At 34.3% G+C, this 22,353-nt stretch carries 27 protein-coding genes; all 27 read left to right on the plus strand.

From position 1 onward, the window contains the following. Positions 1–37 precede the first annotated feature (37 nt). The 27 genes from TEPIDINF_RS03600 to flhF all read left to right on the plus strand — a co-directional run bounded on the left by TEPIDINF_RS03600 (position 38) and on the right by flhF (position 22,353). Positions 38–628, plus strand: coding sequence for a genetic competence negative regulator (locus TEPIDINF_RS03600; protein ID WP_068723809.1), 591 nt, complete (start codon positions 38–40; stop codon positions 626–628). A 35-nt stretch (positions 629–663) separates the two neighbouring features. Beyond that, positions 664–1,599 carry a D-alanine--D-alanine ligase family protein gene (locus TEPIDINF_RS03605; RefSeq protein WP_068723812.1) on the plus strand — a complete coding sequence of 312 codons (936 nt, stop codon included), beginning with the start codon at positions 664–666 and terminating at the stop codon, positions 1,597–1,599. A 308-nt stretch (positions 1,600–1,907) separates the two neighbouring features. Next, positions 1,908–2,327: a flagellar basal body rod protein FlgB gene (gene flgB, locus TEPIDINF_RS03610; protein ID WP_068723814.1), complete on the plus strand. Its 420-nt coding sequence runs from the start codon at positions 1,908–1,910 to the stop codon at positions 2,325–2,327. Positions 2,328–2,330: 3 nt separating this feature from the next. Continuing rightward, complete coding sequence (gene flgC / locus TEPIDINF_RS03615; protein WP_421691370.1) at positions 2,331–2,783, plus strand: flagellar basal body rod protein FlgC; 453 nt, start codon at positions 2,331–2,333, stop codon at positions 2,781–2,783. A gap of 16 nt (positions 2,784–2,799) precedes the next feature. Continuing rightward, on the plus strand, positions 2,800–3,102 hold the full coding sequence (gene fliE / locus TEPIDINF_RS03620) for a flagellar hook-basal body complex protein FliE (protein WP_068723819.1): 303 nt from the start codon (positions 2,800–2,802) through the stop codon (positions 3,100–3,102). Positions 3,103–3,131: 29 nt separating this feature from the next. Further along, positions 3,132–4,712, plus strand: coding sequence for a flagellar basal-body MS-ring/collar protein FliF (gene fliF, locus TEPIDINF_RS03625; RefSeq protein WP_421691371.1), 1,581 nt, complete (start codon positions 3,132–3,134; stop codon positions 4,710–4,712). Between the two features lie 10 nt (positions 4,713–4,722). Further along, entirely contained in the window at positions 4,723–5,733 is a 1,011-nt protein-coding gene (gene fliG / locus TEPIDINF_RS03630) for a flagellar motor switch protein FliG (protein WP_421692138.1), read from the plus strand. Then, on the plus strand, positions 5,726–6,532 hold the full coding sequence (locus TEPIDINF_RS03635; RefSeq protein WP_069798790.1) for a FliH/SctL family protein: 807 nt from the start codon (positions 5,726–5,728) through the stop codon (positions 6,530–6,532). Before fliG ends, TEPIDINF_RS03635 begins: the two co-directional genes overlap by 8 nt. Next, entirely contained in the window at positions 6,529–7,857 is a 1,329-nt protein-coding gene (gene fliI / locus TEPIDINF_RS03640; protein WP_069798724.1) for a flagellar protein export ATPase FliI, read from the plus strand. The genes TEPIDINF_RS03635 and fliI overlap by 4 nt, the downstream gene beginning before the upstream one ends. Then, positions 7,854–8,291 (plus strand): flagellar export protein FliJ, encoded by a 438-nt coding sequence (gene fliJ, locus TEPIDINF_RS03645; RefSeq protein WP_069798722.1) that lies wholly within the window; start codon positions 7,854–7,856, stop codon positions 8,289–8,291. The genes fliI and fliJ overlap by 4 nt, the downstream gene beginning before the upstream one ends. Before the next feature lie 14 nt (positions 8,292–8,305). Next, positions 8,306–9,193 (plus strand): MotE family protein, encoded by an 888-nt coding sequence (locus TEPIDINF_RS03650; protein WP_421691372.1) that lies wholly within the window; start codon positions 8,306–8,308, stop codon positions 9,191–9,193. Between the two features lie 44 nt (positions 9,194–9,237). After that, the gene (locus TEPIDINF_RS03655; RefSeq protein ID WP_421691373.1) at positions 9,238–10,605 is read left to right on the plus strand and encodes a flagellar hook-length control protein FliK; all 1,368 of its coding nucleotides are present in this window, start codon (positions 9,238–9,240) and stop codon (positions 10,603–10,605) included. Positions 10,606–10,620: 15 nt separating this feature from the next. Continuing rightward, positions 10,621–11,082: a flagellar hook capping FlgD N-terminal domain-containing protein gene (locus TEPIDINF_RS03660; RefSeq protein ID WP_421691374.1), complete on the plus strand. Its 462-nt coding sequence runs from the start codon at positions 10,621–10,623 to the stop codon at positions 11,080–11,082. 11 nt (positions 11,083–11,093) lie between these two features. Next, a complete protein-coding gene (locus TEPIDINF_RS03665; protein WP_068723839.1) occupies positions 11,094–11,480 on the plus strand; it encodes a TIGR02530 family flagellar biosynthesis protein in 387 nt (128 codons plus the stop codon). A gap of 71 nt (positions 11,481–11,551) precedes the next feature. Continuing rightward, positions 11,552–12,373, plus strand: a complete 822-nt coding sequence (gene flgG, locus TEPIDINF_RS03670; RefSeq protein ID WP_421691375.1) for a flagellar basal body rod protein FlgG — start codon at positions 11,552–11,554, stop codon at positions 12,371–12,373. A 120-nt stretch (positions 12,374–12,493) separates the two neighbouring features. Continuing rightward, a complete protein-coding gene (locus TEPIDINF_RS03675) occupies positions 12,494–12,688 on the plus strand; it encodes a flagellar FlbD family protein (RefSeq protein WP_068723844.1) in 195 nt (64 codons plus the stop codon). A gap of 29 nt (positions 12,689–12,717) precedes the next feature. Further along, a complete protein-coding gene (locus TEPIDINF_RS03680; RefSeq protein ID WP_068723846.1) occupies positions 12,718–13,167 on the plus strand; it encodes a flagellar basal body-associated FliL family protein in 450 nt (149 codons plus the stop codon). A 33-nt stretch (positions 13,168–13,200) separates the two neighbouring features. After that, positions 13,201–14,193 (plus strand): flagellar motor switch protein FliM, encoded by a 993-nt coding sequence (gene fliM / locus TEPIDINF_RS03685; RefSeq protein ID WP_421691376.1) that lies wholly within the window; start codon positions 13,201–13,203, stop codon positions 14,191–14,193. Further along, the gene (gene fliY / locus TEPIDINF_RS03690) at positions 14,186–15,373 is read left to right on the plus strand and encodes a flagellar motor switch phosphatase FliY (RefSeq protein WP_421691377.1); all 1,188 of its coding nucleotides are present in this window, start codon (positions 14,186–14,188) and stop codon (positions 15,371–15,373) included. The genes fliM and fliY overlap by 8 nt, the downstream gene beginning before the upstream one ends. 34 nt (positions 15,374–15,407) lie before the next feature. After that, positions 15,408–15,770, plus strand: a complete 363-nt coding sequence (locus TEPIDINF_RS03695) for a response regulator (protein ID WP_068723853.1) — start codon at positions 15,408–15,410, stop codon at positions 15,768–15,770. Positions 15,771–15,780: 10 nt separating this feature from the next. Then, positions 15,781–16,287 carry a flagellar biosynthetic protein FliO gene (locus tag TEPIDINF_RS03700; protein WP_068723855.1) on the plus strand — a complete coding sequence of 169 codons (507 nt, stop codon included), beginning with the start codon at positions 15,781–15,783 and terminating at the stop codon, positions 16,285–16,287. Then, the gene (gene fliP / locus TEPIDINF_RS03705) at positions 16,280–17,038 is read left to right on the plus strand and encodes a flagellar type III secretion system pore protein FliP (RefSeq protein WP_421691378.1); all 759 of its coding nucleotides are present in this window, start codon (positions 16,280–16,282) and stop codon (positions 17,036–17,038) included. Before TEPIDINF_RS03700 ends, fliP begins: the two co-directional genes overlap by 8 nt. Positions 17,039–17,053: 15 nt before the next feature. Beyond that, positions 17,054–17,323 (plus strand): flagellar biosynthesis protein FliQ, encoded by a 270-nt coding sequence (fliQ, locus tag TEPIDINF_RS03710; protein WP_421691379.1) that lies wholly within the window; start codon positions 17,054–17,056, stop codon positions 17,321–17,323. A gap of 15 nt (positions 17,324–17,338) precedes the next feature. Next, positions 17,339–18,118 (plus strand): flagellar biosynthetic protein FliR, encoded by a 780-nt coding sequence (gene fliR, locus TEPIDINF_RS03715; RefSeq protein ID WP_421691380.1) that lies wholly within the window; start codon positions 17,339–17,341, stop codon positions 18,116–18,118. Between the two features lies 1 nt (position 18,119). Further along, entirely contained in the window at positions 18,120–19,208 is a 1,089-nt protein-coding gene (gene flhB / locus TEPIDINF_RS03720) for a flagellar biosynthesis protein FlhB (RefSeq protein WP_421691381.1), read from the plus strand. Between the two features lie 23 nt (positions 19,209–19,231). After that, complete coding sequence (flhA, locus tag TEPIDINF_RS03725; RefSeq protein ID WP_068723865.1) at positions 19,232–21,262, plus strand: flagellar biosynthesis protein FlhA; 2,031 nt, start codon at positions 19,232–19,234, stop codon at positions 21,260–21,262. Beyond that, positions 21,262–22,353, plus strand: coding sequence for a flagellar biosynthesis GTPase FlhF (gene flhF / locus TEPIDINF_RS03730; protein WP_068723868.1), 1,092 nt, complete (start codon positions 21,262–21,264; stop codon positions 22,351–22,353). The genes flhA and flhF overlap by 1 nt, the downstream gene beginning before the upstream one ends.

Consider the following 22,353-nt stretch of genomic DNA (forward strand, 5'->3'; position numbering starts at 1 on the left):
ATTACAGGTTTTGTAATTTGAAAGGGGGGTCCCTATCATGCGCGTAGAACGATTAGGTAAAGACAAAATCAAAATCTTTTTAACCTTAGATGATTTGAGTGATCGTGGCATTAAAAAAGAAGATCTTTGGACAGACGTACCTAAAGTGCATGATCTATTTAATGAGATTATGGAAGAAGCTTATGAGGAATTAGGATTTGAATTATCAGGACCCGTCGCTGTAGAAATATTTGCTCTTCCTGCACAAGGGATGGTTGTAATTGTATCGAAAGGAAAAGAACAGATTTGGGCAGATGAAGAGACTGATGAAGATCTATTTGCTTTGGAAGTTACTTTAGAGGAATCAGATTCTATCATCTTTGCTTTTAAGGATTTTGAAGATCTAATCGAAGCAGCCAAGCGAGTAAATTCATATTTAATGTATGGTGGAGAATTATACTTCTATAAAGGACATTATATTTTAGTTTTTGATCAAATGGACGTTCTAGACAAAAATGTAGATGATTTCATTGCATTGCTTTCAGAGTATGGAGAAGTGTCTCCAATATCAAAAGCCGTTCTTGAAGAATATGGGAAAGTAGTTGTGAAAGAGGATGCAGTTAAAATTTTAATTAACCACTTTTCATAAATAAACATACAGACAGTCATGAGGAGTTGAATGGTTTGTTAAATGTTGCTGTGATTTATGGAGGAAAATCAAAAGAAAGAGAAGTTTCGCTAAGAAGTGGTAAAGGTGTAGCTAATGCGTTAAAAGCAAAAGGGTGTAATGTAAAAGAAATAGATTTTACGTCTATGGATTTTATATCTAGTCTTCAAGGAGTCGATCTCGTTTATTTAGCATTACATGGCCGATTTGGAGAAGATGGTCGGATTCAGGGCTTATTAGATATATTGGAGATTCCTTATGTTGGGTCTGGAGTCCTTGCAAGCGCTCTAGCTATGGATAAAGCGAAAGCTAAAAGAATTTTTGACTATGTTGGAATCCGTGTAGCAAAAGATTTATTCGTTCAAATAGAAGATAAAGAAAGATTGAATTTTGATGCGATTGAAGAAGATTTTGGATTTCCTCTTGTTGTTAAACCTAATCAAGAAGGCTCCACGATTGGTCTCTCCATTGTTAAGAATAAAAGTGAGTTAAAAGAAGCCATAAATCATGCATTTACCTTCGATAAACAAATTCTTATTGAAGAATTTATTTCTGGTACTGAAGTGACAGTGGCGGTATTAGAAACAGCATCAGAGATTCAAGCTTTACCAATCATTGAAATTATACCAAATAAGAATCAGTATTATGACTATGAATCAAAATATGCCCCTGGTGGTAGTGATCACATTATTCCTGCAAGAATTAATAAAGAAACTGAAGGTTTATTGAAAAAATGGGCAATAGAAGCACATCGCCAATTAGGATGTGAAACTTTGTCTCGAGTTGACTTTATTATTCCTAGCGATGGAAGTTTACCAGTTATTTTAGAAGTAAATACTTTACCTGGAATGACAGAAACTAGCCTTTATCCCGATGCAGCCAAAGCAATTGGGTTAAGTTATGAGGATATTGTATACAAATTGGTTGAAATTACATTGGATAAACAAAAATAATAAAATTGACCTATAAAAGACCTATTTTTTATAAAAACAGGTCTTTTTTTCTTAGTTCATATTATTTTTTTATAATGCCAACACTCTATTTATTGCTTTAGACCTAGATACAAAATAGGTCTTTTTGATTTGTTTGGGATTTGTTAACATTTTCAATATAGGCATTAACGCTTGATTATGTTAACAATGTTACACTTTTAGTCAAATTTACAGAGATTTTATAAAGAAATTGTCGAAACGTGAAGGAATTTAGTGCTACAATATGGAATGATGTTATCTTAGGAAAAACCTCTTAAGGAGGATTAGATATGAATATATTTTCAAACAATATCAATTTATTACAACGGGCGTTAGATGTATCATCTTTACGACAAAAAGTGTTAAGTAATAACATTTCTAATGTTGATACACCAGGATATAAAACATTGGACGTCTCTTTTGAAGATATCTTAAAAAATGAACAGGAGAAAAGTATAAAAATACCCAGGTTTAAAGGCTATCGAACTGATCCTAGACATATAGCTATCGGTTCACAAATGAACGATTTGTTTCAACCGAAAATAGTAGTTCAAAACCAGACTTCTATTTTTAATCATGAAAATAATGTTGATATTGAATCAGAAATGACCAAGTTAGCAGAGAATAACCTGTGGTATAATACCTTAACCCAAGTCACGAATAAAGAATTTGGTATGTTACGTTATGTAATTACAGAGGGGAGAAGATAATCAATGAAATTATTTTCGACTATGGATATTAGTGCCTCTGCTTTAACTGCCCAAAGACTAAGAATGGACGTTATTTCTTCTAACATTGCAAATGCAGAAACAACTAGGGATAAGTATGTTGATGGAAAATGGCAGCCTTATACTCGGAAAATGGTTGCTTTACAACCAAATACTAGCCTAAGTTTTGACACGGTTTTAAATCAGTATACTGCCGATACACCCTATGTAGCAGGAGTGAGAGTATCTAAAATTGTTGAGGACAAAACACCTTTTAAACAAGTATATCAACCTAACCATCCCGATGCAGATGAAAATGGTTTTATTTCCTTGCCAAATGTAGATATATTGAAAGAAATGGTTGATATGATATCGGCAACACGAGCTTATGAAGCGAATGTCACAGCATTAAACTCTACTAAATCGATGTTGATGAAAGCTTTAGAAATTGGAAAATAGAAAGGAAGTTTTTTAAATGGTAGAAAATATTAGTCTACTTACGGGCTTGTCGAATAATATAACAAATCAAAAATCTATACAATCTGTCCCAAATGCTTCAACTCCTTTTTCTGATGTTTTAAATAATGCTTTAAAACAAGTAGATGAAGATCTTAAAACAGCTTCGGTATTAAGTAATAAAGTTGCAACTGGAAACGTGACAGACCTTCATCAAGTGATGATTGGGCTCGAAAAGGCAAACCTGGGTTTACAACTAACTGTTCAGGTTAGAAATAAAGCAGTTGAAGCTTACCAGGAAATCATGAGAATTCAAGTATAATTCCTTGGTAGGTGAGGAGAGATCACATTGTGAATGATTTTTTGATGAAATATAAAACTAGATTTCTAAATTTCTGGCAACCATTAGAGAAAAAAAGAAAAATCATGCTCATTTCTACAGCGATTCTATTACTGAGTTCTTTAACTATTTATACGATTTTAGCTACTAGAACACAATATGAATTAGCATTTAGAGATTTGAATGAAAAACAAGCAGGGACAATTGTCAAAAAATTAGATGAGATGGGAGTTCCTTACCAATTAAGTGCTGGTGGGACAAGCATTCTTGTACCTGAAGCCCAAGTGTCAAAAGTGAAGGTCACCTTGGCACAGGAGGATGTTTTGGGAAGTGGAAATATTTATTCTAAGTTTTGGGATAATTCTTCTTTTGGAATGACTGATTCTCAATTTAAAGTTCTGGAACGAGGAGCAATAGAACAGGAATTGCGTGATCTAATCGTTAACGGAATAAAAGGTATAAAAGATGCACAAGTGATGATTACAGTACCAGAGGAAAAAGTTTTCTACAGTGAGGATCAGGATAAGTCAACTGCCTCTGTCGTAGTAGACGTTGATCCAAGTGAGCAATTAAGTCCAAATCAGATTAAAAGCATGTATAAATTAATATCTTTAAGCGTTCCTAATCTTCCTGTGGAAAATATTACTGTAGTAGACCAGTATGGGGAAACATTGGAATACATAACAAATGACCAAGGGTCAATAAATCTAAATTCATATGATCAACAGAGACAAATCCAATTAAAGTTTCAACAAGATCTTAAGAAAGATTTAGAAAGAATGTTAGGTACGGTTCTTGGACAAGATAAAGTAATTGTTACCGTTTTTGCAAAAATGAATTTTGATCAAGAAAAAACGGTTCAAAACCTTAAAGAACCTGTTATAGACGGTAGAGGAATTGAACGTAGTGTTGAAAAAATACAAGATTCTTTCACTGGGCAAGGAAGTACACCAGGTGGAATAGCTGGAACAGGGAATACACAAGTTCCTACCTATCAATCAGGAGATAGTAATGCCGGTAGTTCCGAACATCTTGAAGAAAGAATAAATTACGATGTGAATGAAATAACCAAGGAAATTGTCAGCAGTCCTTATCGATTAGAAGATTTAAGTATCAATGTAGTTGTTGATTTAAAAGACGACACAGATCCGAATTCACAAGCTGCACAAACCAAACAAGCGATTAGAGATTTAATTAAACCAATTGTTTTGGCTGCCATTGGTAATCAATCTGATAATACTTTAAATCAAACAGCAATCGATCAAAAAATAGCAGTTGTAGCTCATACCTTCCAAAGTCAGTCACCATTAGTGAACAATAATGGCGGGTCGATGAATCCCCTTCTATTCTATGGGGCAATTGGATTATCTGTATTAGCTATTGGTGGAGTTAGCTATACTGTCGTAAGACGTAGGCGTAAAAAGCGCGAAGATGAAGAAGAACTTGTATCAACGGAAGTAAATCCTCCAGAATTTGATTTTACCCCAGTGTTGAGTGAGGAAGCAGTACTTCTTCAAGAAATACAAAAATTAGCCAAACAAAAACCGGAAGAATTTACAAAATTAGTACGAGCTTGGTTATCAGAGGAGTAAGGGGGATCGAATAGTGAAATTACAAGAATTAACCGGTAAACAAAAAGCAGCAATTCTATTGATATCCCTTGGGCCTGAAGTATCAGCTCAAATTTTTAAATATTTGCGTGAAGAAGAAATTGAACAACTTACCCTTGAAATTGCGAATATGCGTAAAGTTGAAACAACAGAAAAAGAAAGAGTGATGCATGAGTTTCATCAACTTGCTATTGCCCAAGATTACATTACCCAAGGTGGGATTGAGTACGCTAAAGATATTTTGGAAAAAGCATTAGGGCAACAAAAGGCAATCGATGTCATTAACCGTCTGACTGCATCTTTACAAGTTCGTCCATTTGATTTTGCTAGAAAATCTGATCCAAACCAAATTCTTAATTTCATCCAAAATGAACATTCGCAAACCATTGCATTAGTTTTATCATATTTGCAAGCGGAACAAGCTGCCATGATCTTATCCGCATTGCCTCAAGATCGGCAAGCAGATGTAGCAAGAAGAATTGCTACAATGGATGCTACTTCTCCTGAGGTGATTAGTCAGGTAGAACGAGTTCTAGAACAAAAACTATCAGCAACAGTACAACAAGATTATACAAGTGCTGGGGGTATCGAGAGTATTGTTCAAATATTAAATGGTGTAGATCGTGGTACAGAAAGAACGATCTTAGATTCACTTGAAATCGAACATCCAGAATTAGCGGAAGAAATTAAGAAAAGAATGTTTGTATTTGAAGATATCGTTAATTTGGATAATCGTTCTATTCAAAGAGTGATTAGGGATGTAGAAAATGCCGATTTACAATTGGCCTTAAAAGTGGCAAGTGAAGAGGTTAGAGATGCAGTATTTCGTAATATGTCGAAGCGAATGGTAGAGACATTCAAAGAAGAAATGGAATTTATGGGACCTGTTCGATTAAGGGATGTTGAAGAAGCACAAACAAGAATTGTTGCAACCATTCGCCGTTTAGAAGAAGCTGGCGAAGTCATCATTGCACGTGGTGGAGGCGATGATATTATTGTCTAGAATATATAAATCGATTCAATATAAAACAGATCAGAAAAAAGTGATAAACCATATTCAAAAAATCTCGAACATGGTTCCTTCACTAGATTTAGAGGTAGAACAAGAAGAATCTAAAAACGATGAACAAATGACGAAGGTGGATCAGATATTAAAGGATGCCGAGGAAATGGCAGAAAGAATGCTCTACCAAACAAAGATCCAAATTGAAGAAATGAAGGGACAAGCTAAAAGAGAAATTGAAGATTGGTGGGAATATAAAAGACAAGAAGATGCTAATCTTATTGAAATAGTAAAAAAAGATGGGTTTCAGAGTGGTTATGAAGAGGGTTTAAAAAATGCAGAAGCAAAAATGCAAGAACAATATCTCTCTCTATTTGATCAAGCGCAAAAAATACTCAAGGAAGCCTATCAATTAAAAGAACAAATTATTAGTGAAGCTGAACCCATACTTGTTGATTTAAGTGTTTCAATCGCTCAAAAAATTATACTTAAAGAAATTGAAATGAATCCAGATATTATAAAAGCCATTACGAAAGAAGCTTTGAAGCAAACTAAAGAATTAGAAAAAATAACGATCAATGTAAGTCCCAATCATTTTGCGTATTTACATAATGCTAGAGATGAACTGCTTTTAGAACTTCATGGACAAGTTGAATTATTGATTTTCCCCGACCCTACAATCGATCATGGGGGATGTGTGATTCGAAATTCATCAGGTACATTGGATGCAAGAATCGATACCCAATTAGAAGAGATTAAACAAGTACTGATGGATGTAATAGGTAGGCGAATGGAATGACTTCAGGAATTGATGTTGAAAGTTTAAAAGATGCTGTCATTCACTCAAATCCAATAAGAATGTACGGTAGAGTAACACAAGTGATTGGCTTAACGATTGAATCTCATGGACCTGAATGTAAAATTGGTGATGTTTGTTTTATTTACCCTATTGATAGAAATCAATCGGTTAAAGCGGAGGTCGTTGGGTTTAAAAATAATCGAGTATTGTTAATGCCATTGGGAGAACTAGGGTCAATCGGTCCTGGATGCGATGTAATCAATACAGGTTATCCTTTAAAGGTTAAAGTTGGGCTTCCTTTACTTGGGAGAATTTTAAATGGTTTAGGTGAGCCTCTTGATCAAAGACCCCTACCACCTGGACTCGGATTATACTCAACAAATCAGCTTCCTCCAAACCCATTGACAAGACCTAGAATAACTGAACCCATCAGTTTGGGTATAAGAGCAATTGATGCACTTCTTACCGTAGGGAAGGGGCAAAGAATAGGTATTTTTGCTGGAAGTGGTGTTGGAAAAAGTACATTACTTGGAATGATCGCACGAAACACCTCTGCTGATGTAAATGTGATAGGATTAATCGGTGAGCGGGGAAGAGAGGTTAGGGACTTTATTGAGAGAGATCTAGGTGAAGAAGGGCTTAAAAAGTCAGTCATTATAGTAGCCACTTCAGATCAACCCGCATTAGTAAGAATCAAGGGTGCAATGATCGCGACTAGTATAGCAGAATACTTTCGCGATAAAGGTTTAAATGTCAATTTAATGATGGACTCTATCACACGTTTTGCCATGGCTCAACGCGAAGTTGGATTAGCAATAGGTGAACCTCCAGCTACAAAGGGATATACACCTTCTGTTTTTGCACTACTACCAAAGTTACTTGAACGAACAGGTACAAATCAATATGGAACAATAACAGCGTTGTATACGGTATTAGTAGATTCAGATGATATGAATGAACCTATTGCTGATGCTGTCAGGGGAATCTTAGATGGGCATATTGTCTTGGATAGAAAATTGGCACATAAAGGCCATTTTCCTGCAATTGACCTTTTAAGTAGTATAAGTCGCTTAATGAAAGATATTGTGGATGTAGAACAGAATGAAGCTGCTGAAAAACTAAAAAGACTATTAGCTGTATATAGAGATGCTGAAGATTTAATCAACATAGGGGCTTATCAAAAAGGTTCGAATCCTTTGATAGATCAGGCGATTGACCTATACCCAATGATTGAAAACTTTACGAAGCAGGGTGTTGATGAAAAAGCAATATTTGAGGATTCAGTAAAGGACTTAATCCATACATTTAAGGAGATTATGGTATGAGGAAATTTGAATTTCATCTTCAAAAAATTTTAGATATGAAAGAAAAAAAGAGAGAGCAAGAGGAATGGAATTATACAAAAATTTTACATCATTTACTAGAAGAAAAAGATCGTTTGACAGAACTTATGAACCAAAAAAATAAGCTGCAGGAGGAAATTATACTTCATCAAAGGCAAGGTATTTTAATCAATCAAATTCATCAGTCCCAGGATTATTTAAGTTATTTAGAAGTCTTGATTGAACAAAAAAAACAAAATGTAAAAAAAGTAGAAGAAGAATTATCTATTAAACAAAAAAAGCTACAGGAATTAAAAATAGATGAAAAGATTTGGACTAATTTGCGTGAAAAAAAATGGCAAGAGTTCGTTATCGAAAATAATCGTTTAGAACAAAAAGAGCTTGATGAATTGGTAACCCAACGTACTTATGTGTAGAAAGGGGTACGAAAATGGAACCAGCTGAACAGCAAAGTTATGGTAAGTTGGAATGGTTTTTTTATATTGTGATCTTACCAGTCTTGTTCATTGCTATCTTAACTGGCATTTTACTGTGGGCTTTAGATTACGATGTAAAAGAAAAAATTTATAGTGCTTTAAATCGAGTACCATATATAGAAAAATTAGTCCCTAGTGAATCAAACATACCAACACAGGATCAAAAAGTGAATAATAAGAATCCTGAACTTGAAACACAAATCAAGGAATTAAAGGCATCACTATCCGAAAAAAATAACTCCATACAACAATTAGAACAAAGTATTACAACTAAAGACGTTGAAATACAGAAGTTGAATCGACAAATTGTTGATCTAACAAAGCAGGTAGATGAAAAAAAATTTTCTGATCAATCTAGGGAACAAGATATTGCTAATTTAGCAAAAATCTATACAAATATGAGTCCGAAGAGTGCAGCGAATATTATTTCAAATCTAAGTAATAGTGAAGCGGTTTTAATTCTAGCACAAATGAATTTAGATGCAAAAAGTCAAATCTTAGAGAAGATGAATCCAGATAAAGCAGCTGATCTATCTATTCTTTTAAAAGATCAGGCTTATTCAAAAGACTTAGATATCCTTGCTTTACAAGAGAGGGTGAATCAATTAACTCAAGAACTTGATCAATTGAAAAAGGATCAAGTCGAATATCAACAGCTTGCATCTACCCTTTCGAACATGAGTCCAGACAAAGCGGCTCAGACAATAATTTCTATTTCTAATCAAAATTCAAATAAAGCTAGAGCAATTCTCCGTGTTATGGATCCTTTATCAAGGTCAAAAATCTTAAATGAAATGGAACCAAATATTGCGGCAAAATTATCTATTGGTTTAGTAAATTAAATTAAATTAAATTGAATCATTATCTTAGAAAGGAGGTGAACTAAATGGAGGCTGCTCAAATTACAAATATACAAGAGAATCAAACAATACCAGTTAAAGAAACGAATAAAAGGGAAAAACAACAAGAGACCTCTATCTTTGCAATGCTACTGCATGGGTTCCAGCAAGTTCAAGGAGAACAAGTCTTATCTGACGATTTACTTATGTCAACATTGAAAAATGATCAGGTAGCTGATCAATCTCTTTTGGAAGAGCAAGTAAAAGCAAAAGGGCTGTTAGAAAATCCAGCTTTATCTGGTTTTGCAAATGGTTCTATTCCTATTTTGACGTTTAATCTTCTTACTTTCACAGGAGATGTTAAGTCAGAAGAAGTAAATCTAGAATTAAGTCAGATTTTGGAGACTTTAAAAACGATAAAAAAACCTACTCCAGAATTGGTAGAAGTTCTCCAAAAATTACCTAATCAGCAGCAACAACTGTTTTCTCGTATTTTACAAGAATCTTTTAATACTCATGAATTAGAAGCCGTTCTTTCTAAGATCAAAATGAAAGATACAGAAATGCCATTAAATATAGTAAATCAATTAGAACAAAATGAGCAATTCAAGCTCCTTTTACAAAAAATAAAAGAGATCCTTAGTGAGAACAAAAGCTTATTTCCTAAATTTGCAAATGAAATAGGTGTTGATAAGATGGGGAATAATCGCAAGGATGATACCCCTGAAACAGGTAAAGTTTTAAATTCTGAAGAAAAAAGTAAGGCCGTCAAAGTAACTAGATTAGGGTCAATTTCACCAATTTCTTCCTCACTAGAATCTTCATCTAATTTGAATGGGATAAAGGATGAAGAAAAGCCTATTCAAAGCTTAGAACTTAAACATGTACAAAGCTATCAATCTGTGAATTTGGGGAAAGAAACGAAAGTCACAAATCAACTGCCTGTTGAACATTTACAACAAGACCAAAACTTCAGCTCTGAGTTAGGAAAAATTTTAATTCGAAATGTTAAATTGCCCAATGGTATTTCTGAAACCAAAATTCAATTACATCCAGAAGAACTTGGCCAAATGGTTGTAAAGATCTCCCATAATCAAGGTCAGATTTCTGCACAATTTTTGGTGGAATCAGGCTTAAGTAAGGAATTATTAGAAGGTCAAATCCAGCAACTAAAGCAATCCTTTATTCAACAAGGTTATCAGGTTGGACGGGTTGAAATACAGGTTGCTTCTCATTCATCCGCTTATGGTGCAGGTGGTGAATTGGGAAATCATTTTAACTTTTCCCAACAACATTCTTCATATCAACAATCGAAACAGAGAAGGATGAATAGCTATACTAAATCTTATTCGATTGAAGTTGAAGAGTTTTTGGGGGTAGATTCTGAGATAACTGGAATCGATTATACCGTATAAAAGGGGGAAGAACAGTTGAACGTAACTGAGAGCACTTCAACGGCAAGTAATGTAAATTCTCAGAGTGCCCTTTCAGAACAAAGTATTTTAGGAAAAGACGACTTTCTTAAGATATTTGTTACCCAGCTAAAAAATCAAGATCCTTTACAGCCATTGCAAGATCGTGAATTCATTGCACAAATGGCACAATTTAGCACATTAGAACAAATCGCGAATCTGAATAAAACAACAGAGAAAGTTCTTGAGATACAGACTACAATTGCTCAAGAATTTGCTAATCTTAAGGATCCGTCGCTTAATAACTATCAATTGATTGCGAGTTATTCTAATTTGATTGGAAAGAAAGGGTTTTGGTTAGACCAAAATGGAAACGAGACCTTTGGCTCAATACAAAGTATTCTTTTTAAGGAAAACCAGCATTATGTCAATATTGATGGACAAGAATTATTGATCTCTGACTTAGTCAAAATAGAATAGGAGGGGGTGAAATGAGTCAATCTTTTAACATTGGACAATCCTATTTTCCTAAATATCCCCTTCAAACAACAAAAACGGTATCAAAAAAGCATAATATCACAAATTTTAATACCATTCTGAGTGATAAACTAGATCAAGCTAACCAAGGTGTAAAATTTAGTGCGCATGCGCAACAAAGACTGACAAGCAGAGGGATACAATTAGATATAAAATCTATCGATCAACTAAATGAAGCGGTTCAAAAAGCAGCGCAAAAGGGAGCAAAAGATTCATTAATTCTTTTACAAGACCTAGCCTTTATAGTAAATATCCCTAATCGTGTTGTAGTGACAACGATTGATCAGACTTCAATGAAGGAGCATATTTTTACGAATATTGATAGTGCAATTATTTTATAAGGGCTGGACCCATAGTGGGAGGCCTTCACGCCGTTGAAAGATAGATACGGTGAACTAAAGGAGGAAAAAGAATGTTACGAGCATTATACTCAGGTATTTCAGGAATGAGAGGATTTCAGACGAAACTAGATGTAATTGGAAATAATATCGCGAACGTTAACACACCAGGTTTTAAGGCTGGAAGAGTATTATTCCAAGATATTTTAAGTCAGAAAATGTCTGGTATTACTGCACCTGAATTAGGTGTAAGGGGTGGTGTAAATCCTAAACAAGTTGGTTTGGGAGCAAGTATTTCAGCAATTGATACCATTCATACACAGGGTAGTTTTATGACAACAAACGTACCAACTGATTTAGCAATTGATGGAGACGGTTTTTTTGCGGTTAAACAAAATGGAGATGACGAAAATATTTATTTAACTCGGGCTGGAAATTTTACAAAGGATGCTGCTGGTAATCTTGTTACATCTCAAGGATATTTGGTTTTGGGTGAAGGTGGGGATCCAATTAGCTTAGATGGTGTTCAGGCATTTGAGATTGGTTCTAATGGTGGTATCTATGTGACAAATGCTGATGGTACGATCGAACCGGATCCAATTGCTACAATAGGTTTAGTTAAGGTACAAAATCCAGCTGGTTTGGAAAAGGTTGGTAATACGATGTATAAAATGACATTAAATGCTAACCCTGATGGAGAAATAGAGGTGATTACTCCACAAGATCCAGATCAGGGAACGGGAAGTATTGTTTCTGGACAACTTGAAATGTCTAATGTCGACTTGACCTCTGAATTCACTGAAATGATAGTTGCTCAGAGGGGTTTTCAGGCAAACTCAAGAATTATTACAACTTCTGATGAAATCTTACAGGAATTAGTTAATTTAAAGCGTTAGTAGATTAGAAGATTTATAGAGTCATCGTTTTATCAATTGTAACTGGGGAGTAAATCTCCCCAGCTTACTACCATACATAGGAATCCTCTTAGGTAAAAATTTGCGAAGGGGTTAAAATATATGATCATTGTTAACCGTCTAGATGGTTCTGAATTTGTGATCAATGCTTTATTAATCGAGTCAGTAGAAAGAACACCCGATACGATCATAACCTTAACCACTGGTAAAAAGTTGATCGTTTCCCAATCCGTCGAAGAAATTATTCAACGATTCGAGGATTTTATCAGAAGAACTCATATGATAACGTATAAGTAAGAATAAAGTGGATCGTTGGGAGGGTTAAAATGTTTAAAAATAAATTATTTAATATGGCATTAATTATAATCATCTCCATAACACTATTAAGTCTTGTTGCTTTCTTTCTTTATCAATATACGTTTAGAGATGTAAAGACCTCAGCTAGTGGTATTGTTGAAGTCCCAACTATAGATGATATTGTTCCATTAACTGTAAATGTACCGAAGATCAACACCAATTTAGGGGATTCTACCATTATCGTTCTTGAAATGACGTTACAAACAGATAATGAAAAAGCAAAGGTTGAAGCTGAAAAAAGAATGTTTCAAATCAAAGATCGAATCAATTTATTGCTAAAAAACTTAACTTCAGATTCTTTTGCAACTGAAGAGAAGATAAATCAATTTAAGTCTGATCTCATGGTAAGATTGAATAAAATTTTACAAGATGGAAAAGTGATTAGTATTGATATTACCCAAATTTTTCTTCAATCATAATTCTTCCATATTAAAGTTAGGGGGTGATAAAGAATGAGTGAAATTCTATCCCAGAGTGAAATAGATGCGTTATTAGCCGCTCTTTCATCTGGAGAAATGAATGCAGAAGAACTAAAAAAGGAAGAGGAAATAAAGAAGGTTAAAGTCTATGATTTTAAACGAGCTTTACGGTTTTCTAAAGATCAAATTCGAAGTTTGACTAGACTACATGAAAATTTTGCCCGTTTATTGACAACCTATTTTTCAGCTCAACTAAGAACGTTTGTTCAAATTACGGTTGTATCTGTAGACCAATTGCCATATGATGAATTCATTCGTTCCATCCCTAAAATGACCATATTAAATATTTTTGAGGCTCAACCTTTAGAAGGAAGAATGGTCTTAGAAGTCAATCCAAACATTACCTATGCAATGCTTGATCGACTTTTGGGAGGCTCTGGTAATGCTCCAAATAAAATTGCGAATTTGACAGAAATTGAATCAATGATCATGGAAAGAATGTTTATTCGTGTACTAGATAACTTTAAAGAAGCTTGGAAAAATATTATAGATCTAAAACCCAAACTAGAAGTGATGGAGATGAACCCCCAATTTATGCAGATTGTTTCACCAAATGAAACTGTGGCGGTGATCTCCTTAAGTACAAAAATAGGTGATACAACGGGGATGATGAACCTATGTCTCCCCCATGTGGTTTTAGAACCTGTTATGCATAAATTATCTGCTCATCATTGGTTTGCAGGACAAAAAAAAGTTGAATCAGCAGATTATGACAATCTTAAGAAAAGAATTCAATATGCAAGTCTTCCGATCAAAATTGAGTTAGGTACTTCAATGATTCGAGTTTCTGACTTAATTCAGCTAAAGGTTGGAGACGTTATACAATTGGATAAACAGGTTTCTGAACCGCTAAAGGCATTTGTTGGAGAAACACCAAAATATTATGTGCAACCAGGTTTAACAAAGGGAAAACTGGCTGTTCAAATCATCAATTTGGTAGAGGAAGGAGTGAACATGGATGAGTAGAGATATGTTGTCCCAAGATGAAATTGATGCCTTATTACGCCAAAGTCAAATTGATCAGGGAAATGAAGTTTTAGATATAAATCAATATTTTTCACCAATTGAACAAGATGCATTAGGGGAGATAGGTAATATTTCCTTTGGGAGTGCTTCAACAGCTTTATCTACATTATTAGGTCAAAAAGTAGAGATTACTACACCAAACGTTTCTGTCGTCCATAAAGATAATTTAACAAATGAGTTTCCATCTCCACATGTTGCAATTCATGTTGAATATACTGAGGGATTTCAGGGACTCAACCTTTTAGTCATAAAATCGATCGATGCAAAAATTATTGCGGATCTTATGTTAGGAGGTTCTGGTAAGGAACTTTTAAATGAGGAATTGACCGAAATGGACATTAGTGCTGTTCAAGAGGCAATGAATCAAATGATGGGATCAGCTGCAACTTCAATGTCCACTGTTTTTAACACGACTGTGAACATTTCTCCCCCAGGAGTTGATATTTTAGATTTAGAACAAGGACAAGGGGAAAATAATATTCCAAAAGAAGATGTCCTTGTGAAAGTTTCTTTTCGTTTAAAAATAGGAGAGCTTATTGATTCAAATATCATGCAATTAACAACGGTAAATTTTGCAAAAAATATGATAGGTATGCTAATGGGAACATATCCACCAGAAAAAGTTGAAAATAAACCAAATACTAGGAAGGAAAGCAATGATCATTCTGTTAAAACACCAGAACCAATGGTTACAGAAGTACCACCAATAAATTTTTCACAGCAAACTCATGGTTCTGTAGCACCTAAAACATATAATCATTTGGGATCTTCTGCGAATTACCATCAACAAGCAGCTAATGTAAATGTTCAACCTGCTCAATTTTCAGATTTTCAATTTCAACAGTTGTCCTCACATCAAGAGCCTAATTTAAACCTTTTGATGGATATTCCCCTACAAATTACTGTTGAGTTAGGGCGAACTAAAAAGTTGATAAAAGATATTTTGGAGCTTGCGCAAGGTTCTATTATAGAATTGGATAAATTAGCAGGTGAACCAGTAGATATTTTTGCTAACAATAAACTCATTGCAAAAGGAGAGGTAGTGGTTATCGATGAAAATTTTGGTGTCAGGGTCACTGATATAATTAGCCAATATGATCGAATTCAAAAATTACAATAGGAACCATTTAAGAAATAGAGAGGAGAAAGTATAAATGGGAAAAAGAATTTTAATTGTAGATGATGCAGCATTTATGAGAATGATGATTAAGGAAATCTTAACTAAAAATGGATATGAAATCGTTGGTGAGGCAAGTGATGGTTTACAAGCTGTAGAGAAATACAAAGAGACTTCACCTGATTTAGTTACAATGGATATTACTATGCCTGAAATGGATGGAATAACCGCCTTAAAAGAAATTAAGAAATCTGACCCGAATGCAAAAATAATTATGTGCTCAGCGATGGGACAACAAGCAATGGTAATTGATGCAATACAGGCAGGGGCAAAGGATTTTATTGTTAAACCATTTCAGGCTGACCGCGTTATAGAGGCAATAACAAAGGCATTAAGTTAGGAAGTTGAATATGATCTCTTTTACTTTAGTCCTACAATTTATATTTTCTCTTGGTGTCATCTTAGGTCTAATGTACATTGTCTTCCGATTATTAGCTAAAAAAAACGGAATGGCAAGGAAAAGTGCTTTTAAACACTTGGGGGGAGTCCCACTTGGGCAGAATAAATCACTACAGATTGTGGAAATAGGTAATAAAGTTTATCTTTTAGGGGTTGGTCAAGAGGTTCAATTGATTCATATACTTGAAACAGAAGAAGAATTGAATTCTATTAAACAATCTATACAGGTTGAATCTGAGCAAACACATCGTCTAATAAAATCAATTGATCAGATTCCTATACTTAAATATGTGAGAAATCAAATTTCTAAACAAAGACAAGGAATAGATAATATGAACCAATTTGAACATGTATTGAGTGAAAAACTGAATCAATTAAAAGAGCGCAGAAGAGAGACCTTTAATCAGTGGCTTGAAAAACATGATGAAAAAGTAGAGAAAAGGGATCAACATGAATAAACAACAAATTCGTATTCTAATAGGTGTATTATTGCTGATCTTACTTCCTATTGAGGCACATGCTGCTAGTGACGTGGTTATTCCCGGTTTGGATTTTAACATAAACACTTCAGATCATCCTGAAAACGTGGCCACGACGTTACAGATTCTTATTCTATTAACGGTTCTATCTCTAGCACCAGCCATTTTAATTTTAATGACTAGTTTTACTAGAATTGTTATTGTTTTGTCATTTGTAAGAAATGCTTTAGCAACTCAGCAGATGCCACCTAACCAAGTCATCATTGGTTTAGCCTTATTTATTACCCTGTATATCATGGGTCCAACATTAAACGAGGTAAACCAGAATGCATTACAACCTTATCTAGATGGGAAAATTACCCAAGAGGTAGCTTTCAATGAAGCGGCTAAACCATTTAAACACTTTATGATTAAAGAAACAAGGGAAAAGGATCTATTGCTGTTTTTAAATTATTCTAAGATGCAAAAACCAAAAAATATAGATGAAATGCCGTTAAGAGTTCTCGTACCAGCCTTTGCAATCAGTGAGTTGAAGACTGCGTTTCAAATGGGCTTTATGATTTTTATACCTTTTCTAATTATAGATATGGTTGTTGCTAGTACATTGATGGCAATGGGAATGATGATGCTACCTCCTGTTATGATTTCACTTCCGTTTAAGATTCTTTTGTTTATTTTGGTCGATGGTTGGTACTTAGTGGTGAAATCGTTACTAGAAAGCTTCAATTAGGAGTGTTGTTTAAAGATGTCGCAAAATTTTATTATTCATCTATTTGAACGATCTGTGTATACGATTTTGATTGTTAGTGCACCAATGTTAGGTTTAGGATTATTAGTTGGTTTGATCGTAAGTATCTTTCAAGCAACGACCCAAATCCAGGAACAAACTCTAGCATTTATCCCTAAGATTATTGCTGTTTTGCTAGCAATTGTTATTTTTGGACCATGGATGTTATCACATTTAGTAGAATTTACCGAGTCGATTTTTAATCAAATCGGGCAAAATCTTAATTAACTTGGTGAACAGAATATGTTTAATCTTTCGATGGTCTATCTCTTTTTTTTAGTTTTTGTTAGGATGACGGCCTTTTTTGTAACAGCACCTATCTATTCTTCAAGAGGGGTACCAAATCAGTTTAAAATTGGGCTCGGTTTTTTTACATCATTAGTGATTCTACCGACGATAGACGTTGAAATCCCAAATTTATCTATCGGTAGTATGTTTCTTGTTTTAATATTACAGGAAACCCTTTTCGGCTTGTTATTAGGATGGATTGCTCAATTGTTGATTACTAGCATTCAAATCGCAGGTTCTTTCATTGATATGCAAATAGGATTTGCCATTGCAAATGTGATTGATCCGCAGACTGGTGTTTCTTCTCCTTTGATGGGTAATTTTAAATATATGTTTGCTATGTTATTATTTTTAACACTTAATGGACACCATCTTTTAATTGATGGGATAGTGTCCAGTTACCAGTTTTTACCTATATCTGGGTCTTGGTTAACTCGATTAAATGATGAATCCTTGTTGTTCTTTGTTGTAAATGCCTTTACACAAATGTTTGTGATTGCATTAAAAATTGCTGCTCCTATCGTGGGTACTTTATTTTTAAGTGATGTCGCATTAGGGATCGTAGCAAGAACTGTACCCCAATTGAATGTCTTTGTGGTGGGGTTACCTTTAAAAATTATCATACATTTTCTGATTCTATTTATTCTCGTGCCCGGTTTTATCTATTTGTTCCAAGACCTTTTTCAAGAAATGTTTACCTCAATGAGACAATTGATGGATTTAATGGGGTCATAATATGCCTAAATTACGAATGAATTTACAATACTTTGCGGGAGAAAAAACAGAAAAGGCTACACCTAGGAGAAAGCAAGAATCAAGACAAAAAGGGCAAGTGGCGAAATCAGCCGAACTACCTTCTGCTATTATTTTTTTAATGATCTTTTTATTGTTTTATTTATTTGGTTCTGCCATCACCCAACAATTTCTTCTTTTTTTTAAAAAGATGTTAAACCAATATCTCACTTGGGAAATAACTTCAGATAATGTTCGATTGTTATTTTTAGAAGCAATGACCGATATGTTATGGGTTGTTTTACCTGTTTTTGGCTTAGCTATTATTGCTGGAATCGCAGGTAATTTAATTCAGGTAGGTTTTTTATATACAGCAGAGCCATTAAAGTTAAAGCCTGAACGCCTTAACCCTTTAGAAGGAGCAAAGCGAATCTTTTCTAAGCGCGCTTTAGTGGAATTGGTAAAATCCATATTAAAAGTGTTTTTGGTTGGTTATATCGCTTTTTCCGTATTGATGGATAAAAAAGCAGATTTACTTATTCTTTACCAATATGATTTAAAAGATGTAATGATTTTCGTAGGCAAATTATTGCTTGAACTTGGTTTGAAAACTTCGGCTATTTTAATCATTTTGTCACTGTTAGATTATATCTATCAAAAGTATGATTATGAAAAAAATCTGAGGATGTCAAAACAGGAAATAAAGGAAGAATATAAGAAAACTGAGGGAGATCCATTAATAAAAGGAAAAATCAAGGAAAGACAAAGGCAAATGGCAATGAGTAGAATGATGCAAGCTGTACCCGAGGCCGATGTGATTATTACAAACCCTACACATTTTGCTGTAGCTCTTCAATATAAACCTAATGAAATGGACGCCCCAAAAGTGATTGCTAAAGGAATGGACTTCATTGCATTGAAAATAAAAGAAGTAGCGAAGGAAAATGATATCGTTACCGTTGAAAATAAATGGTTGGCTAGGGCTCTCTATTTTCAAGTAGAAATAGATGATACGGTTCCATCTGAATTGTTTCATGCAGTGGCAGAGATTCTAGCCTATGTCTATCGAATAAAAGGGAAAATAAAATCTTGAGAATAAATTGGAGGTGAAATAAAGTGAAGCAATGGAAACAATTGATTGTTCCTATTGGAGTTGTTCTAATTGTCTTGATGATGGTTCTCCCTTTACCTACTTGGCTTTTAAGTTTTTTATTGATTATCAATTTATCCCTTGCATTAACAATTGTTCTCGTTGCTATGTTTACAAGGGAACCATTACAATTTTCGATTTTCCCATCTTTATTATTGATTACTACTTTATTTCGCCTATCTTTAAATGTATCAACAACAAGGTCGATTTTAAAAAATGGTGATGCTGGCCAAGTTATTGAAGCATTTGGTCAATTTGTTGTTGGGGCAGACCCTGTGATCGGTTTTATCGTATTTATCATCTTAGTGATTATTCAATTTGTGGTTATTACCAAGGGTTCAGAACGTGTTGCAGAGGTTGCTGCTCGTTTCACATTAGACGCGATGCCTGGAAAGCAAATGAGTATTGATGCGGATTTAAATGCTGGTTTAATTACAGAACAGCAAGCAAGGGAAAGAAGAAGAAATATTGAAAGAGAAGCAGATTTTTATGGAGCGATGGATGGTGCCAGCAAATTTGTTAAAGGCGATGCCATAGTTGGAATCATCATCCTAATCATCAATGTGATTGGTGGATTAATTATTGGGATGGTTTATTTTAATCTAAGTATTAGGGAATCTGCAGAAAGGTTTACCTTATTATCTGTCGGTGATGGGTTAGTTAGCCAAATCCCAGCATTACTTATTTCAACAGCAACAGGTATTATTGTAACTCGAGCTGCTTCGGATGGGAATTTAAGTGAAGATATCACTAGTCAGATCTTTGCTTATCCTAAATTACTATATGTAGTTGCAGCTACTATAGCAATTCTTGGCCTTACACCTATTGGACCCATTACCTTTCCGATTGCTGGAGTTTTAGCTTTTGGTGGTTACAAAATGCAAAAGGCACAGATTCAGGAATTGTCTATGACAGAACAATTAGAAGAAGAAAAAGAAATTGAGCAGGTTCGAAGCCCTGAAAATATCGTTCAATTATTACAAATCGATCCTATTGAATTTGAATTTGGTTATGGTCTTATTCCATTAGCCGATGCCAATCAAGGGGGAGATTTGCTTGATCGAGTAATTATGATTAGAAGACAAATTGCTCTTGAATTAGGATTGATGGTGCCTGTTGTAAGAATTAGAGATAATATCCAGTTAAAGCCAAACCAATATGTGATTAAAATAAAAGGAAATAAAGTAGCAGAAGGGGATATTTTATTAGATCATTATCTTGCCATGAATGCTGGAATCGAGGATGATTCAATCACAGGAATTCAAACTGTAGAACCAGCTTTTGGTTTACCGGCGTTATGGATAAATGATGAAATGAGAGAACAAGCGGAAATGGCAGGCTATACTGTCGTAGACGCTCCTTCTGTCGTTGCAACACACTTAACCGAAGTGATAAAGAAGCATTCAGCAGAATTATTAGGAAGGCAGGAAGTTAAAACGTTGATAGACCATGTAAAGGAATCACAGCCTGCATTAGTAGATGAATTGGTACCTAATTTGCTAACAGTTGGGGAAATACAGAAAGTATTAGCCAATTTGTTAAAAGAAAAGATTTCAATTCGTAACTTGGTTACGATTTTTGAGACCTTAGCAGATTATGCAACTTATTCTAAAGATCCCGGGATTCTAACTGAATATGTAAGGCAATCACTTTCTAGACAAATCACGTTACAATATACTGAACCAAACCAACCACTTAAAGTGATTACAATCGGCCCGGGCTTGGAGAAAAAAATTGCAGAAAGTGTGCAACATACTGATCAGGGTAGTTATTTAGCAATTGATCCGAATACTTCCCAGCTTCTTTATAAAAAACTAAATGAACAAGTAAGTCAATTAGTGCAAATAGGACAGCAACCAATTATTCTAACCTCTCCAATGACACGAATGTATGTCAGACAATTTGTTGAACGAATGATGCCTGAACTACCTATTCTTTCTTATAATGAATTGGAACCCTATGTTGAAGTTCAAAGTGTAGGAGTGGTGAATATATAATGAAGGTAAAACGATATGTGGTTGATTCATTACCTCAAGCGATGGAACAAATCAAAATGGAATTAGGAAAAGATGCAATCATTTTGCATACAAAGAAGATAAGAATTGGTGGATTTTTGGGTTTGTTTGGAAAAGAAAAAACGGAGGTGATTGCAGCAGTAGATCAAAAAACACCAATGTTAGCTGAAACAACAAGAATAGATAAACCTCTTAAACCTTCCAATACCAATGTTTTATTACAGGAAGTAAAAGATTTAAAGTCTTTTATGGTTAAAATGATGGTCAACGAGAATGAAACTATCCATTTTAAAACTGTTTATCAGAATGAAATGAAGGAAATATACAAACGTCTTATTGAACAAGGGGTAAAAGAAGAGGTTGCAGTTGAACTTTTAGAAGATACAATCAAAAGGATAGATCAGCAAGAAAACAAAGGAAAGATTATCGAAGAAGTTAAACAGAACCTTATCAATCGGATGAATGCGAAACATCGTGAAATACAAGATAAAACAAAAATTCTTCATTTTGTAGGTCCGACAGGCGTAGGGAAAACAACGACAATCGCTAAATTAGCTGCAGAACAAGTCTTAAAATATAAAAAACGTATTGCCTTCATTACAGCCGATACATACCGAATTGCAGCGGTTGATCAACTAAAAACTTATGCAGAAATTCTCAATAGTCCTTTAGAAGTCGTTTTTTCTCCACAAGAAACTCAAAGGGCAATAGATAAGCTAAAAGATTATGACTTAATTTTTATGGATACAGCAGGGCGTAACTACCACAATGAAATGTATATTTCTGAATTGAATCGAATTTTAGCCAAAACTGACGCAAGCGAAACATTCTTAGTCCTAAGTCTTACTCACAAATATGAAGATATGGTATCTATTTTGGGACAGTTTAATAAAGTAAAGATCGATAAGCTATTATTTACCAAATATGACGAAACATTGACATATGGTGCAATTTTAAACATTATCTCTTCCTTTCCATATAAAATTTCTTATATAACAAATGGTCAAAATGTACCTGATGACATTGAAGTATTTAATGTAGAGAAACTGGCTAAGGCTATATTGGGGGTTTAA

The organism is Tepidibacillus infernus, from assembly GCF_048898065.1.
Classification (GTDB): domain Bacteria; phylum Bacillota; class Bacilli; order Tepidibacillales; family Tepidibacillaceae; genus Tepidibacillus_B; species Tepidibacillus_B infernus.

Bases quoted from the DNA above. Each gene is read 5' to 3' on its own strand.
- TEPIDINF_RS03600 (WP_068723809.1), top strand. From the start codon at position 38: ATGCGCGTAGAACGATTAGGTAAAGACAAAATCAAAATCTTTTTAACC.
- flgB (WP_068723814.1), top strand. From the start codon at position 1,908: ATGAATATATTTTCAAACAATATCAATTTATTACAACGGGCGTTAGAT.
- flgC (WP_421691370.1), top strand. From the start codon at position 2,331: ATGAAATTATTTTCGACTATGGATATTAGTGCCTCTGCTTTAACTGCC.
- fliE (WP_068723819.1), top strand. From the start codon at position 2,800: ATGGTAGAAAATATTAGTCTACTTACGGGCTTGTCGAATAATATAACA.
- fliI (WP_069798724.1), top strand. From the start codon at position 6,529: ATGACTTCAGGAATTGATGTTGAAAGTTTAAAAGATGCTGTCATTCAC.
- fliJ (WP_069798722.1), top strand. From the start codon at position 7,854: ATGAGGAAATTTGAATTTCATCTTCAAAAAATTTTAGATATGAAAGAA.
- TEPIDINF_RS03650 (WP_421691372.1), top strand. From the start codon at position 8,306: ATGGAACCAGCTGAACAGCAAAGTTATGGTAAGTTGGAATGGTTTTTT.
- TEPIDINF_RS03655 (WP_421691373.1), top strand. From the start codon at position 9,238: ATGGAGGCTGCTCAAATTACAAATATACAAGAGAATCAAACAATACCA.
- TEPIDINF_RS03665 (WP_068723839.1), top strand. From the start codon at position 11,094: ATGAGTCAATCTTTTAACATTGGACAATCCTATTTTCCTAAATATCCC.
- flgG (WP_421691375.1), top strand. From the start codon at position 11,552: ATGTTACGAGCATTATACTCAGGTATTTCAGGAATGAGAGGATTTCAG.
- TEPIDINF_RS03675 (WP_068723844.1), top strand. From the start codon at position 12,494: ATGATCATTGTTAACCGTCTAGATGGTTCTGAATTTGTGATCAATGCT.
- TEPIDINF_RS03680 (WP_068723846.1), top strand. From the start codon at position 12,718: ATGTTTAAAAATAAATTATTTAATATGGCATTAATTATAATCATCTCC.
- fliM (WP_421691376.1), top strand. From the start codon at position 13,201: ATGAGTGAAATTCTATCCCAGAGTGAAATAGATGCGTTATTAGCCGCT.
- fliY (WP_421691377.1), top strand. From the start codon at position 14,186: ATGAGTAGAGATATGTTGTCCCAAGATGAAATTGATGCCTTATTACGC.
- TEPIDINF_RS03695 (WP_068723853.1), top strand. From the start codon at position 15,408: ATGGGAAAAAGAATTTTAATTGTAGATGATGCAGCATTTATGAGAATG.
- TEPIDINF_RS03700 (WP_068723855.1), top strand. From the start codon at position 15,781: ATGATCTCTTTTACTTTAGTCCTACAATTTATATTTTCTCTTGGTGTC.
- fliP (WP_421691378.1), top strand. From the start codon at position 16,280: ATGAATAAACAACAAATTCGTATTCTAATAGGTGTATTATTGCTGATC.
- fliQ (WP_421691379.1), top strand. From the start codon at position 17,054: ATGTCGCAAAATTTTATTATTCATCTATTTGAACGATCTGTGTATACG.
- fliR (WP_421691380.1), top strand. From the start codon at position 17,339: ATGTTTAATCTTTCGATGGTCTATCTCTTTTTTTTAGTTTTTGTTAGG.
- flhB (WP_421691381.1), top strand. From the start codon at position 18,120: ATGCCTAAATTACGAATGAATTTACAATACTTTGCGGGAGAAAAAACA.
- flhF (WP_068723868.1), top strand. From the start codon at position 21,262: ATGAAGGTAAAACGATATGTGGTTGATTCATTACCTCAAGCGATGGAA.